The following is a 15,370-nucleotide window of genomic DNA, read 5'->3' as shown; positions in this document are numbered from 1 at the left end:
CTCGGCCTAGCTTCGTTGGTATGAGCCAGGGTTTCCTGCTGACCAGGCGCTCCGCCCAGTGTCGCTGATCATGGACCTGTAGCCACCGACGACTCCTCCTTCTCCGCGTCCCCCCGCGCGAGCATGCCCACTCTCGTGAGGAACCCCTCGTGATCAAGCCAACGCCGACATCCGGTCACCCCGACAGAACGGGCTCGCCCGCATGACCGACACGCTGCCCGACCGGTCCATCGCCGCCGACCAGTTCAGGCAGGCGCTGGCCGTGCACGCCAGCGGCGTCGTGGTCATCACCGCCCAGAGCGACGGCCTGCCCGTCGGCCTCACCGCCACGTCCTTCTCCTCCGTCAGCCTCGAACCACCCCTGGTCTCCTTCTACGTGGACCGTTCCTCCACCACCTGGCCCCGGCTGGGCGCCGCCGACCACTTCGCGGTCAACATCCTGGCCAGCGACCAGGCCGAGCTGGCAGCCCGCTTCGCCCGCAAGAACATCGACCGGTTCGCCGCGCCCACCCGCTGGCGGCCGGGACCGCTGGGCGCCCCTCTCCTGCGGGACGTCTGCGCGCATCTGATCTGCCTGCCCTACGAGCGAGCCGAGGTCGGCGACCACGTCCTGGTGGTCGGGCTGGTCGCCGACACCCACGTGCGGCACACCGGCCGCCCGCTCCTCTACCACCAGGGCCGCTTCGGCCGCTTCCTGGCCCACCCCGACTCCTGAACCCGGAGCAGCTTGTGTCCACATTCACGCAGCCGCGGGCGTACGCGAGCCCCGCCGGCCACCACCTCCGCCAGCAAGCCCCGCACGGGCACGGTCGATGACGCGCACCCAGATCCATCTGGCGGCCCACTTCCCCGGCGTGAACGACACCACCGTCTGGGCCGACCCCCGCTCCGGCAGCCAGATCGACTTCGCCTCGTTCGCCCACCTGGCCAGGACGGCCGAGCGCGGCAAGCTCGACTTCTTCTTCCTCGCCGAAGGGCTACGGCTGCGCGAGCTCAAGGGGCGCATCCACGACCTCGACGTGGTGGGCCGCCCGGAGGCGCTCACCGTGCTCAGCGCCCTGGCCGCGGTCACCGACCGCCTCGGCCTGGCCGGGACCGTGAACGCCACCTTCAACGAGCCGTACGAGCTGGCCAGGCGCCTGTCCACGCTCGACCATCTGAGCGAGGGCCGGGCCGCGTGGAACGTGGTGACCACCTCCGACGCGTTCACCGGCGAGAACTTCCGCCGCGGCGGCTTCCTCGACCGTTCCCAGCGCTACGAGCGGGCCGCGGAGTTCCTGCGGCTGTCGCGCGAGCTGTGGGACTCCTGGCGGCCGGACGCGGTCGTGGCGGACCCGGACACGGGCCGGTTCGTCGGCGAAGGCGGCATCGGGACGGTCGAGCACAGCGGCGCCCACTTCTCCGTCGAAGGCCGGTTCACCACGCCCCGCAGCCCGCAGGGTCACCCGGTCGTCATCCAGGCGGGCGACTCCGACGAGGGCCGCGAGTTCGCCGCCGCGCACGCCGACGTGATCTTCACGCCGCACGGCGGCCTGGAGGACGGCAAACGCTTCTACGCCGACGTCAAACGCCGCCTGGCCAGGTACGGCCGCGCGCCGCACCAGCTCAAGATCATGCCAGGCGTGACGTTCGCGCTGGGCGACACCGGGGCGGAGGCGGCCGGGAACGCGGCCGCGATCCGCCGTCAGCAGGTCGGCCCGCAGACCGCGACGGCGTTCCTGGAGCAGGTTTGGGGTCGTGACATGTCCGCCTACGACCCGGAAGGCCCGCTGCCGGACATCGAGCCGGACCTGTCCGAGGGCGTCTCCCAGGGCAGGGTGCCGCTCAAGGACCGCCTCGCCGTCGCCGCCAAGTGGCGGGCGCTGGCCGAGGAGAAGGGACTGTCGATCCGCGAACTGGTCATCGAGGTGACCGGGCGGCAGACGTTCATCGGCACCCCGGAGAGCGTGGCCCGGCGGATCGACGAGCACGTGCGGGCGAAGGCCGCCGACGGCTTCATCCTCGTCCCGCACCTGACGCCCGGCGGGCCGGACGAGTTCGTGGACCGGGTGGTGCCGCTGCTGCAGGAGCGCGGCGCCTTCCGCGCCGACTACACCGGCGCCACCCTCCGAGAACACCTGGGGCTGGTATGACGCTGCACCTGGCCGTGGCGCTGGACGGCGCGGGGTGGCACCCCGCCGCCTGGCGCGAAGCACCGCCGGATCTCTTCTCCGTCCGCCGCTGGGCCGGGCTCGTGGCCGAGGCCGAGCGCGGCCTGCTCGACTTCGTGACCATCGAGGACGCCCTGGGACTGCAGTCCACCCTTCCCGACGGCGACGACGACCGTGCCGACCAGGTGCGGGGACGGTTCGACGCCGTGCTGCTCGCGGCCCGGCTGGCGCCGGTCACCAGCCGGATCGGGCTGGTGCCGACCGCGACCGTCACCCACACCGAGCCGTTCCACGTGGCCATCGGCATCGCCACGCTCGACCACGTCAGCGGCGGCCGGGCGGGGTGGCGGGCGCAGATCTCGCCGCGCGCCTCGGAGGCGCGGCACTTCGGCCGCAAGGAGGTCCCGCCGCTGAAGCCACTGGCTCACGAAGCTGATCCGCAGGTACGCGAACTGTTCGCCGAGGCCACGGACGCGGTCGAGGTGGCCAGGCGGCTCTGGGACAGCTGGGAGGACGACGCCGAGATCCGCGACGTTGCCACCGGCCGTTTCATCGACCGGGACAAGCTCCACTACATCGACTTCGCCGGGCGGTACTTCTCGGTCAAGGGGCCGTCCATCACGCCCAGGCCGCCGCAGGGGCAGCCGGTGGTGACCGCGCTCGCCCACGCGCGGCTGCCGTACGAGTTCGCCGCGGCCGGCGCCGACGTCGTCTACGTCACCCCGCACTCCGCCGACCATGCCCGCGCCATCGTCGAGGAGGTCGGCGGGCTGTCCGGCGAGCTGAAGATCTTCGCCGACCTGGTCGTGTTCCTCGGCGAGGACGCGGTCCGGCGCAAGGCGCGCCTGGACGAACGGGACGGGGCCGAGCTCGTCTCCGATGCCGCGATCTTCGCCGGGACCGTGACCGAACTCGCCGGCCTGCTGCTGGAGTGGCGCCGGGCCGGGATCCAGGGATTCCGGCTGCGGCCCGGCGCGCTGCCGTACGACCTGGAACAGATCGCCCGCGGGCTGACGGCCGAGTTGCGCGGGCACGGGGTGTTCCGGCACGCGTACGAGGCCGCCACGCTGCGCGGGTTGCTCGGCCTGCCGCGCCCGCTCAGCCGCTACGCGGAGGTGACATGAAATTTCTGCTCATCACGTTGATCCCCCACCACGACGATCGATCGCCCACCGAGCGGTTCCGTGAGGTCGTCGGGAACGCGGTGCTGGCCGAGGAGCTCGGCTTCGACGGGTTCGGCGTGGGGGAGCGGCACGAGTGGCCGTTCCTCTCCTCCTCGCCGCCGGTGGTGCTCAGCCACATCGCGGCCAGGACGTCCAGGATCCGGCTGTTCACGGCGGTCACCACGCTGAGCCTGCTGGACCCGGTCCGGGCGTACGAGGACTACGCCACCCTGGACCACCTGTCGGAAGGCCGGCTGGAGCTGATCATCGGCAAGGGCAACGGGGCCGCGCAGGCCAGGCTCTTCCACGTAACGGCCGAGGACCAGTGGGAGCGCAACAGGGAGGCGTACGAGCTGTTCCGCCGCCTGTGGCGCGAGGACAAGGTCACCTGGGCGGGCGCGTTCCGGCCGTCGCTCACCGAGGCCGAGACCTGGCCGCGGCCGCTGCAACGGCCGATCCGGGTCTGGCACGGCAGCGCCACCAGCAAGGAGTCGGTGGACCTGGCCGCCCGCTACGGCGACCCGCTGTTCTCCGCCAACGTCAGCAACCCCATCGATCCCTATGCCGACTTGATCGACCACTACCGGCGGCGCTGGGCGCACTACGGGCACGATCCCGCGGACGCGCTGGTCGGAGCCGGGAGCGCGGGCTTCTACACCGCCCCCACCTCCCAGGAGGCGATCGCGACGTACCGGCCGATCTACGACGCCCGCGTGGCGTTCCAGCGCGAAGCCGGGCTGCCCATCGTCTTCCCGACGCTGGAGGACGCCATCGAGCGCGGCTCGATCCTGGTCGGCAGCCCGCGGCAGATCATCGACAAGGTGCTGCGCTACCACAAGCGGTTCGGGCACGAGGTCATGCACCTGCAGGCCGACGCCGGCGGGCTCACACCTGGTCAGCACCGGAAGGCGCTGGAGCTGTTCCAGACCGAGATCGCGCCCGTGCTGCGCGCGGAGATCCCCAGCCGGCCGTTCCCCGGAGGCGTGTCGTGACCCTGTCCATTCTCGACCTCGCCCCGATCAGCTCGGGGCGGACCGCCGCCGAAGCGCTGCGCAACACCCTCGACCTCGCCCGGCGGGCCGAGGAGCTCGGCTACCGCCGCTACTGGCTCGCCGAGCACCACTTCGCGCCCGGCGTCGCCTCCTCCGCCCCGGCCGTGCTCATCGCCCTCGTGGCGGCGGCCACCTCCACGATCCGGGTCGGATCGGGCGCCGTGCAGCTCGGGCACCAGACGCCGCTGTCCGTGGTCGAGCAGTTCGGGCTCATCGACGCCCTGTATCCGGGCCGCGTCGACCTGGGGATAGGCCGCTCGGGGCAGCGCCGCGCCGAGCTCGCCAAGGCGCCGGCCTTCGAGAAGAAGGACGCCCGCGTCGTGGACGGGCTGCTCATCCCGCCGCCGTTCGACTTCTCGCGGCTGGCCGGGCACCCCCATCTCGTCCATTACGCCACCCTGCTTCAGCAGCCCGGCGCCCGGACGCCCGGCTTCGCCGGCCAGATCGACGACGTGCTCGCCTTCCTCGACGGCACCCACGAGGCGCCCGCCGTCCCCGGTGAGGGGGCCGGCGCGCAGGTCTGGATCCTCGGCAGCAGCGGCGGGCAGAGCGCCCAGGTCGCGGGGGAGCGGGGGCTGCCGTTCGCCGCCAACTACCACGTCAGCCCGTCCGGCGTGCTGGATGCCGTCCAGGCGTACCGGGCGGCGTTCAAACCGTCGGGCGCGCTGGCCGAGCCGTACGTGATCGTCTCGGCGGACGTGCTCGCCGCCGCCGACGAGTCCACGGCCCGCGAGGTGGCCAAGGGGTACGACCTGTGGGTCCGCAGCATCAGGACCGGCGCGGGCGCGATGCCGTACCCGACTCCCGAGGAGGCCGACGCCCACGTCTGGACCGACGCCGACCGGGAGCTGGTCAAGGACCGCCTCGACACGCGGTTCGTCGGCCCGCCGGACCAGGTGGCGGAGGGGCTGCGCGTGTTGCGCCGGGTGACCGGGGCCGACGAACTGCTCATCACCACCATCACCCACCGCCACGAAGACCGGGCAATCTCCTACGAGCTGCTCGCCGACGCATGGAACCGCCCGTGAAGCGCCTGATCCCCGTCCTTCTTCTGGGCCTCGCCGCGTGCGGTGCCCAGCCCGCGGAGTCCGCCCCGGCCACCACGCTGACGTGGGCCATCGAGACGCAGCCGATCACCCTGAACCCGCAGTTGTGGGCGCAGAACAAGGTCAGGCCGCTCGTGTTCAACCAGTTCGACGCGCTGCTGTCCAAGGCCGGGGACGGCTCCTTCCGGCCGTGGCTCGCCACCTCGTGGAAGGTCTCGGACGACGAGCTGACCTACACGCTCGACCTGCGCCGGGACGTCACGTTCCACGACGGCACGAGGTTCGACGCCGCCGCCGTCAAGGCCAACCTCGACCAGTTCCTCGTGCCGGGCTACAACCCGGCGGTGGCCGCGATCCAGCTCAAGGCCTTCGACCGGGCGCAGGTGGCGGCGCCGTACCAGGTGAAGATCACCCTCAAGGAGGCCGACGCGCTGTTCCTGGACTTCCTCGCCTCGCCCTACGCGGGGCAGGTCTCGCCGAAGGCGCTCAAGAGCGCCAAAGATCTCAAGTTCGGCGGACTCGACCTGGTCGGAACCGGACCGTTCATCCTCGACAGGTACGTCCAGGGACAGGAGATCCACTACCGCCGCAACCCCGCCTACAACTGGCCGCCCGCGGGGGCGGCCCACCGGGGCCCCGCCCACCTTTCCGCCATCACCTACCGGTTCCTGCCCGAGGCCGCCGTCCGGATCGGCGCGCTCAGCTCCGGACAGGTGCAGGTCATCGAGGGCGTCCCCGCCACGGAGGTGGCCCTGATCAAGAAGGACCCGGACCTGGCCCTGCTGACCTCGCTGAACTCCGGCACCGCCTACTCCTACTACTTCAACACCTCCCACGCCCCCTTCGACGACAAGCGCGTACGCGAGGCGTTCCGCGAGGCCGTGAACGTGGACGCCGTGCTGCAGTCCGTCTACCAGGGCACCGCCACCAGAGCGTGGAGCATCGTCGGCGCGAAGAGCCCCTTCTACGACGCCACCCTCGAGAACCGGTACGGCGGCGACGTCGCCAAAGCCAACGCCCTGCTCGACGCGGCCGGATGGAAACAACGCGACGCCGAAGGCTACCGGGTCAAGAACGGCAGGCGGCTCACGGTAGGCGAGGTCGCCTCGGCGCCGTTCGTCCGCGACCGCCGCGACATCCTCGCCCAGGCCGTCCAGGCCCAGGTCAAGCAGAACGCCGGCATCGACTTCCAGGTCAGGATCCTGGACCAGGGCAGCGCGCAGAAGGCCCTGGAGGAGAACGCGTACGAGCTGTTCGGCAACTCCCGCGGCGACTCCGACGCGGGCGCCGCGCTCAACCTCATCCTGCCGGAGAAGGCCGCCATCAACCGCACCCGCTTCGCCGACCCGCGGGTTGACGCCTGGCTCAAGGCCGCCTCCGCCACCCATGACCAGGCCGAACGCGGGAAACTGTACGCGCGGGTCCAGCGGGCGGCCGTCGTGGACAACGCCATCGTCTTCCCGCTCTACGTCCCCGCCGACCAGATCGCAGCGAGTAGGAGCGTGCAGGGGCTCGGCTTCGACCCCGCGAGCGGCACCCCGGCGAGCGCGTACGACGTGCGGATCGGCACATGATCAAGCGGCTGGGCACCGGGCTGGCCGTGCTCTGGGCCGCCGCCACCGCCTCGTACGTCGCGCTCCTGCTCGCTCCCGGCGACACCGTCGACATCCTCGTCGGCGACGGCCCCGACACACCGGAGATCAGAACGAGGATCATCACCGAGTGGGGGCTCGACCGGCCCGAGTTCGTCCAGTACCTGGCCTACCTGTGGCGGCTGCTGCACGGCGACCTCGGCCGCTCGTACCAGTTGCAGCGCGGCGTCGGCGAGATCCTCGCCACGCAGGTCGGGCCGACCGCGCAGCTCACGCTGGCCGCCGCCGGGACCGGGGTGGCGCTGGCCGGGATCATCGCGATCGTCACGGCGGGTAGGGGCCGGTGGCTGCGCGGCGCCGCCTCGGCCGCCGAACTGGTGTCGGTGTCGGTGCCGCCGTTCCTCATCGGGATCGTGCTGCTGTCGGTGTTCTCGTTCACGCTCGGCTGGTTCCCCGTCTCCGGGGCGCAGGGGCCGCAGGCGCTGGTGCTGCCCGCGCTCGCGCTGGGACTGCCGGTCGCGGGCGTGCTCGGGCAGGTGCTGCGCGGCGGGCTGGAGCGGGCGCTGGAGCAGCCGTTCGCGGTGACCGCGCGGGCGCGCGGGCTCACCGAGCGCGCGCTGGTCGCCCGGCACGCCCTGCGGCACGCGCTGATCCCCGCCCTGACGCTGGCCGGGTGGTTCACCGGGACGCTGCTGGGCGGCGCGGTGATCACCGAGGTGCTGTTCGGGCGTCCCGGGCTCGGCCAGGTGGCGATGCAGGCGGTGACCGGCCGGGACATGCCGGTCGTGATGGCCGTCGTGCTGCTGTCGGCCGTCGTGTACGTCACCATCAGCACGCTGCTCGACCTGGCCTACCGCGTCATCGACCCCCGGATACGGGGCTGAGGCGTGCCCAAGCTCTCACACGTGCCCGTGGCTTTTCTCGCCGTTCTCGCCCTGGCCGTGACCGTGCCGGTCCTGCTCACCTCCGCCGATCCGCTGGCCGCCGACCCGTTGAACGCGCTGGCCCCGCCCGGCGCCGGCCACTGGTTCGGCACCGACCACCTCGGCCGCGACGTGCTGGCCCGGGTCGTCCACGGCGCCCGCCACTCGCTCAGCATCGGCCTCGCCGCCTCCGCCCTGGCCGTCATCTGCGGCATGCTGCTCGGTCTCGCCGCAGGGCTGTCGCCGAAGTGGCTCGACGAGGCGCTGGCCCGCTCGTTCGACGTGCTGTCCACGCTGCCCGAACTGCTGCTCGCACTCCTGGTGGTGGCGATCACCGGCCCCGGCACCGTCAACGTCATCGTCGCCATCGCGATCGCCCAGATCCCGAACTACGCCCGCGTGATCCGCGCCCAGACCTTCGTCGTGCGCCACTCCGGCTATGTCGAGCAGGCGGTCACCTCCGGCCGTTCCCGCCTGGCGATCATCGCCGGGCACGTGCTGCCCAACGTGCTCGGCCCGATCCCCATGCTCGCCACGATCGGCCTCGGCCAGGCCGTCATCGCGAGCGCCGGGCTCAGTTTCCTCGGCATGGGGCCGCAGCCGCCCGCCGCCGAGTGGGGCGCGATGCTCTCCGAGGCCCGCAACTACCTGCGGGTCGCCTGGTGGGAGGCGCTCTTCCCGGGCCTGGCGATCACGCTCACCGTCGTCTGCCTGACCGTCGTCGGGCGCCGCCCGCAACGCCGCTTCGAGGGGAGAACACCATGACCTCGCTGGTGACCGTGGAGGATCTGCGCGTGAGCTTCGGCCCGGCCGAGGTCGTCCGCGGCATCTCCCTGTCGATCGAGCCCGGCGAACGCGTGGCGATTGTCGGCGAGTCCGGCTCGGGCAAGAGCGTCACCGCGCGTACCCTGCTCGGCCTGGCCGGACCCGGCTCGGCCGTCCGGGCGGCGACGTTCCGCGTCTCCGGCCGGGACGCCCTCGCCTTCACCCCCGGCGACTGGCGGCGGCTGCGCGGCGGGTTCGCCGGGCTCGTCCTCCAGGACGCGCTGGTCTCGCTCGACCCGCTGCGCACCGTGGGCGCCGAGATCGCCGAGGTGCTCGCCCTGCACGACGTCGTGCCCCGGGCCCGCCGCGCGGAGCGGGTGGCCGAACTGCTCAGCGCCGTGGGCGTGCCGGAACCGCGGACCCGGGCCGGGCAGTACCCGCACCAGCTCTCCGGCGGGCTGCGGCAGCGGGCGCTCATCGCCTCCGCCATCGCCGCCGACCCCGCATTGATCATCGCCGACGAGCCCACCACCGCGCTCGACGTCACGATCCAGGCCCAGATCCTGCGCCTGCTCGCCGAGCGCGGGGCCGCCGGCACCGCGCTGCTGCTCATCAGCCACGACCTGGCCGTGGTCGCCGCCGTCGCCGACCGCATCCTGGTCATGAAGGACGGCCGGATCGTGGAGGAGGGGCCCGCGCGGGAAGTTCTGGCCGCGCCCAGGCACGCCTACACCCGCGCGCTGCTCGCCGCCGTGCCCTCCGCGACGTCCCGGGCGCCCCGCCCCGCCCCCGACCCGTCCGTTCAGGCCCTCGCGGGCACAGGACTCACTCGCTCGTACGGCCCCCGCCGCGTCGTCCAGGACGTCTCCTTCGTTCTCCACAAGGGCGAGACGCTCGGCGTCGTGGGCGAGTCCGGATCGGGCAAGACCACGCTCGCCCGCCTGGCCCTCGCCCTGCTCGAACCCGATCACGGCCACGTCACCCTGGACGGCCGGCCATGGACCCACCTGCGGGAACGCGAACGCCGCCCGCTCCGGCCCAGGATCCAGCTCATCTCACAGAGCCCGCTCGACTCCTTCGACCCCCGCCACACCGTCGGCCGCCTCATCGCCGAACCGCTGCGCCTGCCCAGGGCGGAGCGGACCGCGCGGGTGCTCGACCTGCTGGCCCGCGTCGGGCTGCCGCCGGAGACGGCCGCCCTTCGTCCCCGCGTGCTGTCCGGCGGTCAGCGCCAGCGCGTCGCCATCGCCCGCGCCCTCGGCCCCCGCCCCGACGTGCTGGTCTGCGACGAGCCGGTCTCCGCGCTCGACGTCTCCATCCAGGCCCAGGTCCTCGATCTGCTCGCCGGCATCCAGGCCGAGTACGGCACCGCCATCGTGTTCATCTCCCACGACCTGGCCGTGGTCGCCGCCATCGCCGACCGCGTGCTCGTGATGAAGGACGGCCGGGTGGTGGAGGAGGGCGAGGCCGAGGAGGTGTTCACCCGGCCCCGCCACCCCTACACCCAGGCGTTGATGGCCGCCGTGCCCCGCCTGGAACTCTCCACCCTCTAGACGGGCACCTGAGCGGAGCGCAGGCGGGCCGTCCCGGCCGGGTCCGGGTGACCGCCGGCGTCCAGGGCGACCAGGTAGACCTCGCGGGCCCGCGCCACCGTGATCCAGCCCTCCCGCACGTCGCGGGCCACCGCCTCCGGCGCGCGGGTGTGCGGGGGACCGTACCCGCCACCCCCGCTCGTGCGGGCGAGCAGCCGCTCGCCGTCCTCGACGTGGACCGGGCCGCAGATGTCCACCGGACGCAGCGTCCCGTCGCGCTCCCGCTTGAGCTGGGCCGACGGGGCGCCGGGCAGGCCGCCCCTGGCGCCCATCATCGGGTTGATCGAGCCGTCGTTGGCGTAGATGGCCGCGATCGTGCCGCCGAGCGGGCCGTACTCGACCTCCAGGCCCGGGGCGCCGCGATGCCGGCCCGCTCCTTCGGTGTCGGGTGCCAACTGCCTCCGGTGGATGACGATCGGCTGCTTGAGCTCGTCGATCTCCACGCTGTCCAGCAACAGCGTGCCGCCGCTGCCGAGGTCGCTCATGGTCAGCCAGCCGTCGGCGGCCGGTCCGCCGGCGCCGCCGTTGGGGCCGATGAAGATCTGGTTGACGAAGGGGGCGCCGGTACGCCCGTCGGTGCCGGACACGACGGCCTCGGACGGCGACATGCCGGAGCCGACCTCCGCCAGCCCCATGTCCGCCCCGATCTCGGCCATCGCGCGCTGGACGATGTTGCCCACCCGGTTGGCCAGGTTCGTGGTGGCCACCGAACAGCTGAAGGGGTGGCGGGGGATGCCGACGACACAGTTGTCGCGCAGGGCCACCCGCACGCGCCGGAAGCTGCCCTGGTTGTGCGGGACGGTGTGGTCGATGCTGTTGAACACGCCGATGAGCGCCGCCGTACGCGAAGCGGCCTCGCTGAGGTTCAGGCCGGACGGCACGCAGTCGGGGTTGTCGCGCAGATCGACCTCGATCATTCCCGCCTCCGGCCGGACGGCGACCGTGGCCTGGATCGGCACGCCGTCGGGCACGCCGGGGAAGGGATCGTGCCGGGTCGCGGTGGTCGCCACCCCGGCGGGCAGCGCGCGGATCGCCGCCTCCATGCGGGCTTCGCCGTAGTCGAGCCAGTCGCGGGCGAAGCCGGTCAGCGTGTCCCAGCCGACCTCGCCGGCGAGCTGGAGCAGCGCGCGTTCACCGATGCGGGCGCTGCCCAGGACCGCTAGGTAGTCGCCGCGCCACTGCTCGGGCACCCGGATGCGCATCTCGCACATGCGCAGGATGTCCGCGCAGTCGGCGTACGCGTCCTGCACCCGGACGACCGGGAAGATCAGCGCCCCCTCCTCGTACACGTCGCGGGCGCTGGCCATGTAGGTGGTGGGCACCGAGTTGCCGCAGTCCGCCTGATGGGCCTTGGCCAGCACGGTGAAGCGGTGCACGCCGTCGTCGTCCACGACCGGCACCAGGATGGAGTGATCGGCCGCGTGCGTGTTGCCGTGGTAGGGCGAGTTGTGCAGGAACGCGTCACCCGCCCGGGGCCGGGGATAGAACTCCAGCATCGACCGGGCCTGCAGGTCGGGGCCGCCCATCACGTGGATGGGCGGGCTGTCGCCGGTCATCAGCACCTCGCCGGCGGCGGTGAGCACGCAGCAGGAGAAGTCCCTGGCGGTGTTCAGCACGCCGGAGCGTCCCGACCGGGCCAGGGTGTTCGACATCCGGCGCACGATGGCCTCGAAGCGGTGGCTGAGCACCGCGAGCCGGGCTCCGTCCAGCCGCTCCCCGGTACGGCCCGGCGCGGGCGCTTCCACACTGGTCATGCGGCGTCACCTCTGTTGATGATCAGGGAGCCGGAGGGTCCCAGCTCCGCAGTGCTGATGGTGTCGGCGATCACCACCGTGGTGAACGGCGACTCGACGAGCACCGGTCCCGGCACCCGTTCCCCCGGCGCGATCGTGGCCAGGGGGCGTACCGGGACGTCGGTCATGCCGTGACCGGTTACGAAGGCCCGCCGTACCGACGGCCGCCGCGGATCGGTGAGCCGGGTCGTCAGCGTGCCACCGGAGCCGGGCAGCGCGACGCGTACCCTCGCGTCCCAGCTCACCACCTCCACCGGCGAGGCCTCGTCGGCGATGCCGAGGATCTGCCGGTGCATGGCGTGGAAGTCGGTCTCGAACTCCCCGACGTCGCCGGGCCCGAAGGCGCGTACCCGCAACGGCACTTCCAGTTCCCAGATCTGCTGCGGGTAGCGCGCTTCGGCGTACAGGGTGATGGAGGCGCCGGAGCCCGGCATCCTGGCGACGAACTCCCGGCAGCGGCCGTGCAGGCCGGCGAGCGCGCGGTTGACCTTGCCGGTGTCGAAGGAGCTGGTCACGGCCGGGACCGTGGCCGAGTACACCGCGGTGAGGTCGGACATGAGCGCGCCCGCCGCGGCGAGGGCGGCGCCCACCGCGGGGACGACCAGGCTGCGGCTGCCCAGGCGGCCGGCCACCGCGACCGCGTTGAGCCCGGCGGCGCCGCCTCCGCCCACCAGGACGGCACGGCCGGGATCGATGCCCTGCTGCAGGGTGATCTCCTCGATGGCGCGGACCATCTGCTCGGTGGTCAGCTCCAGGATCGCCCGGGCGGCGCCGACGGGATCGAGCCCGAGCGGCCCGGCGACGTCCCGGGTGACCGCGGCCACGGCGGCGGCCGGGTCCAGGGTCATCGAGCCGTTGGAGAAGGAGTCCGGGTCCAGGTAGCCCAGCACCAGCGCGGCGTCGGTCACCGTGGCCGCGGTGCCGCCGCGCCCGTAACAGGCGGGGCCCGGCACCGAACCCGCGCTGCGCGGACCGACGTGCAGCAGGCCGCCGGAGTCCACCCAGGCGATGCTGCCGCCGCCCGCGCCGACGCTCTTGACGTCGATGGACGCCAGGCCGGTCATGTGCCCGGTGCCCTCGGCGCCCACCCACGCCGATCGGGTCGAGGGGATCTCGCCCTTGCGCACCAGCGTCACGTCGTAGGTGGTGCCGCCCGCGTCCGCGACGATCACCTCGTCCGCGCCCAGGTCGGTGAAGGCGTAGGCGCGCCCGGCCACCGGCGCCATCGACGGGCCCGAGTTGATCGTGAGAATCGGCATGGCGATGGCGTCGTCCACGTCGGCGACGCCGCCGGCGGAGGTGACCATCAGAATGCGGCCCGTCAGCCCGGCCGCGCGCAGCCGGGCGGTGAGCCCGTCGAAGTAGGCGCTCATCAACGGCTTGAGCGAGGCGTCGATGGCCGCGGAGGAGGCCCGGCGGTACTCGCGCAGGGACGGGTTGAGCGCGTGGGAGAGCGTGTGCGGCACCCCGGGCAGCCGGCGCCGGAGCACCTCGCCCACGGCCCGTTCGTGCTCGGGGTTGACCGTGGCCCACAGCAGGCAGACCGCGACCGCCTCGGCCTCCGCCTCGATCAGCCGGTCGCAGGTGCGCTCCAGCGCCGCCACGTCCAGCGGGCGCAGGACCGCGCCGGTGGCCGAGACGCGCTCGTCCACCTCGAAGGTGAGCGAGCGGGGGACGTACGGCTCGGGGAAGGGCGTGGTGAAGTCGAACGGGTCGCGCCTGCCGCCCTCGCGCAGCAGCAGGATGTCCGGATGACCGGCGGTGGTGAGCAGCGCCGTCCGGGCCGTGGTGCCGGTGAGGACGGCGTTCAGGCCGCGGGTGGTCGCGTGCACGAACGTCTCGACCCGGCCGAGGAACGCCTCCAGCGGCAGGCCGTCGGCCGCGGCGGCCATGCCCAGGACGTTCAGGATGCCGAGCACCGGGTCGTCCGGCACCGTCGGCGACTTGAACAGGCGCAGGCGGGCCTCGCGTTCCACCACCAGATCGGTGAAGGTCCCGCCGATGTCCACCGACACCCGCAGGGAGGCTTCAGAAGCCATAGCTGGACACGCTCTCTCGCTCGGCCTCGTCCGCGTCGCCGGTCAGCGGTACGGCCAGCCGTACCGCATCGCGGAGATCGTCGAGGAAGTGGGGGATCTGCCCATGGTTGTGCGGCATGGGCACCACGACGATGCCGACCGGGGCGGGCACCGCGCGGGCGGCGAACATCCACCCGCGTGCCCGCAGCTCGTCGGCCACCGGCCGCAGGTCGAGGGTGGCGGAGTGGATGAGCGACATGTTGATCCGCGAGCCGGGATACACGCTCAGGCCGTCGATCTCGCGCACGCCTTCGGCCAGTTCGTCGCGCATGGCCATCGACGCCAGCGAGACGGCGGTGTACCCGGCCTCGCCCAGGAGCTTGACCATGGTCCAGGCGCCCGCGATGGGCCCGGTGCCGCGGGTGCCGGACATCGTGCCGTTGGGCGGGCAGATCTCCTTCGCCGCGGCGAGCAGGGAGGCGTCGCGGAAGAACAACGTGCCGGCCGGCGGCGGGGCCATGCCGTTCTTGTGCAGGTCGGCGCTGATCGAGCAGACGCCGGGCAGGCGGAAGTCCCAGGGCGGGATGCCGGGGTCGTAGCCGGAACGCTCCAGGAAGGGCAGGATGTAGCCGCCGAACGCGCCGTCGACGTGGAGGTAGAGTCCCCGCCTGCGCGCGATCTCGCTCATCGCCTCGATCGGGTCGATGCTGCCGTACGCCCACGTGCCGGCGGTCGCGATCAGGGCGACGGTGTCCGGGCGGATCGCCGCCTCGATGGCGGCGGGGTCCACCAGGTGCAGCCCCTCCGGCGGAGCGGGGACGGGCACCGGGTCGAGGCCGAACATCGCGCACAGCTTGGGCAGGGAGTAGTGGCCGTTGTCGGGATAGACGACGCTTCCGGTACGGCGCCCGGACAGCTGCCTGGCGGTCAGGATGGCGCACATGTTGGACTCCGAGCCGCCGGACGTCACGAAACCGGCCGGTTCCGCGGCGCCGAGCAGGCGGCCCATCCATCGCACGATCTCGGCTTCCATCTCGCGCGCGCCGCCGCCGGTGATCCAGGTTTCACCGTGGATGAAGCGGCGATACGCCTCCACGGACGCCTCGCGGACCGCGTCTCCCCAGGGCAGATCGGGTGTCGAGACCAGGTGCGGGCCTTCGTCGAAGAGGTTGCGCGAGGTCTCGGGGAAACGGGAGACCAGCTCCAGCCGGTCGAGTTCGCGGTGCCAGTCGGCGGATGCGACGCCACTGGGGAAACGGGTCATGCCAAACTCCTT

At 72.7% G+C, this 15,370-nt stretch carries 12 protein-coding genes; 9 read left to right on the top strand and 3 right to left on the bottom strand.

Translation table 11 applies throughout. From position 1 onward, the window contains the following. The first annotated feature begins 202 nt into the window (after positions 1-202). From ACFWY5_RS45565 to ACFWY5_RS45525, 9 genes are all read left to right on the top strand, one after another. Positions 203-715, top strand: coding sequence for a flavin reductase family protein (locus ACFWY5_RS45565; protein WP_379612681.1), 513 nt, complete (start codon positions 203-205; stop codon positions 713-715). A 97-nt stretch (positions 716-812) separates the two neighbouring features. Next, positions 813-2,132: an NtaA/DmoA family FMN-dependent monooxygenase gene (locus ACFWY5_RS45560; RefSeq protein WP_379638599.1), complete on the top strand. Its 1,320-nt coding sequence runs from the start codon at positions 813-815 to the stop codon at positions 2,130-2,132. After that, positions 2,129-3,274, top strand: coding sequence for an LLM class flavin-dependent oxidoreductase (locus ACFWY5_RS45555; RefSeq protein WP_379638598.1), 1,146 nt, complete (start codon positions 2,129-2,131; stop codon positions 3,272-3,274). The genes ACFWY5_RS45560 and ACFWY5_RS45555 overlap by 4 nt, the downstream gene beginning before the upstream one ends. Then, complete coding sequence (locus ACFWY5_RS45550) at positions 3,271-4,305, top strand: LLM class flavin-dependent oxidoreductase (RefSeq protein WP_379638597.1); 1,035 nt, start codon at positions 3,271-3,273, stop codon at positions 4,303-4,305. Before ACFWY5_RS45555 ends, ACFWY5_RS45550 begins: the two co-directional genes overlap by 4 nt. Beyond that, positions 4,302-5,393 (top strand): MsnO8 family LLM class oxidoreductase, encoded by a 1,092-nt coding sequence (locus tag ACFWY5_RS45545; protein ID WP_379638596.1) that lies wholly within the window; start codon positions 4,302-4,304, stop codon positions 5,391-5,393. The genes ACFWY5_RS45550 and ACFWY5_RS45545 overlap by 4 nt, the downstream gene beginning before the upstream one ends. Next, complete coding sequence (locus ACFWY5_RS45540; RefSeq protein WP_379638595.1) at positions 5,390-6,985, top strand: ABC transporter substrate-binding protein; 1,596 nt, start codon at positions 5,390-5,392, stop codon at positions 6,983-6,985. The genes ACFWY5_RS45545 and ACFWY5_RS45540 overlap by 4 nt, the downstream gene beginning before the upstream one ends. After that, on the top strand, positions 6,982-7,887 hold the full coding sequence (locus ACFWY5_RS45535) for an ABC transporter permease (RefSeq protein ID WP_379638594.1): 906 nt from the start codon (positions 6,982-6,984) through the stop codon (positions 7,885-7,887). The genes ACFWY5_RS45540 and ACFWY5_RS45535 overlap by 4 nt, the downstream gene beginning before the upstream one ends. A gap of 21 nt (positions 7,888-7,908) precedes the next feature. Next, positions 7,909-8,691, top strand: a complete 783-nt coding sequence (locus tag ACFWY5_RS45530) for an ABC transporter permease (protein WP_379638593.1) — start codon at positions 7,909-7,911, stop codon at positions 8,689-8,691. Then, the gene (locus ACFWY5_RS45525) at positions 8,688-10,244 is read left to right on the top strand and encodes a dipeptide ABC transporter ATP-binding protein (protein WP_379638592.1); all 1,557 of its coding nucleotides are present in this window, start codon (positions 8,688-8,690) and stop codon (positions 10,242-10,244) included. Before ACFWY5_RS45530 ends, ACFWY5_RS45525 begins: the two co-directional genes overlap by 4 nt. Here the strand turns inward: ACFWY5_RS45525 and ACFWY5_RS45520 are convergent. From ACFWY5_RS45520 to ACFWY5_RS45510, 3 genes are read right to left on the bottom strand one after another with little or no spacing between them, the layout of a single operon-like run. Further along, positions 10,241-12,037: a hydantoinase B/oxoprolinase family protein gene (locus tag ACFWY5_RS45520; RefSeq protein ID WP_379638591.1), complete on the bottom strand. Its 1,797-nt coding sequence runs from the start codon at positions 12,035-12,037 to the stop codon at positions 10,241-10,243. The two genes, ACFWY5_RS45525 and ACFWY5_RS45520, sit on opposite strands and share 4 nt — an antisense overlap. Next, positions 12,034-14,115 carry a hydantoinase/oxoprolinase family protein gene (locus ACFWY5_RS45515; protein ID WP_379612671.1) on the bottom strand — a complete coding sequence of 694 codons (2,082 nt, stop codon included), beginning with the start codon at positions 14,113-14,115 and terminating at the stop codon, positions 12,034-12,036. The genes ACFWY5_RS45520 and ACFWY5_RS45515 overlap by 4 nt, the downstream gene beginning before the upstream one ends. Beyond that, a complete protein-coding gene (locus ACFWY5_RS45510) occupies positions 14,105-15,358 on the bottom strand; it encodes an aminotransferase class V-fold PLP-dependent enzyme (protein ID WP_379612670.1) in 1,254 nt (417 codons plus the stop codon). The genes ACFWY5_RS45515 and ACFWY5_RS45510 overlap by 11 nt, the downstream gene beginning before the upstream one ends. Positions 15,359-15,370: the final 12 nt, after the last annotated feature.

The organism is Nonomuraea sp. NPDC059007, assembly GCF_042740555.1.
Lineage (GTDB): Bacteria > Actinomycetota > Actinomycetes > Streptosporangiales > Streptosporangiaceae > Nonomuraea.
The sequence above is the reverse complement of the archived record's forward strand: the minus strand, read 5'-3'. Positions and strand labels throughout refer to the sequence as shown.

Bases quoted from the DNA above. Each gene is read 5' to 3' on its own strand.
- ACFWY5_RS45565 (WP_379612681.1), top strand. From the start codon at position 203: ATGACCGACACGCTGCCCGACCGGTCCATCGCCGCCGACCAGTTCAGG.
- ACFWY5_RS45560 (WP_379638599.1), top strand. From the start codon at position 813: ATGACGCGCACCCAGATCCATCTGGCGGCCCACTTCCCCGGCGTGAAC.
- ACFWY5_RS45555 (WP_379638598.1), top strand. From the start codon at position 2,129: ATGACGCTGCACCTGGCCGTGGCGCTGGACGGCGCGGGGTGGCACCCC.
- ACFWY5_RS45550 (WP_379638597.1), top strand. From the start codon at position 3,271: ATGAAATTTCTGCTCATCACGTTGATCCCCCACCACGACGATCGATCG.
- ACFWY5_RS45535 (WP_379638594.1), top strand. From the start codon at position 6,982: ATGATCAAGCGGCTGGGCACCGGGCTGGCCGTGCTCTGGGCCGCCGCC.
- ACFWY5_RS45525 (WP_379638592.1), top strand. From the start codon at position 8,688: ATGACCTCGCTGGTGACCGTGGAGGATCTGCGCGTGAGCTTCGGCCCG.
- ACFWY5_RS45520 (WP_379638591.1), bottom strand. From the start codon at position 12,037: ATGACCAGTGTGGAAGCGCCCGCGCCGGGCCGTACCGGGGAGCGGCTG.
- ACFWY5_RS45515 (WP_379612671.1), bottom strand. From the start codon at position 14,115: ATGGCTTCTGAAGCCTCCCTGCGGGTGTCGGTGGACATCGGCGGGACC.
- ACFWY5_RS45510 (WP_379612670.1), bottom strand. From the start codon at position 15,358: ATGACCCGTTTCCCCAGTGGCGTCGCATCCGCCGACTGGCACCGCGAA.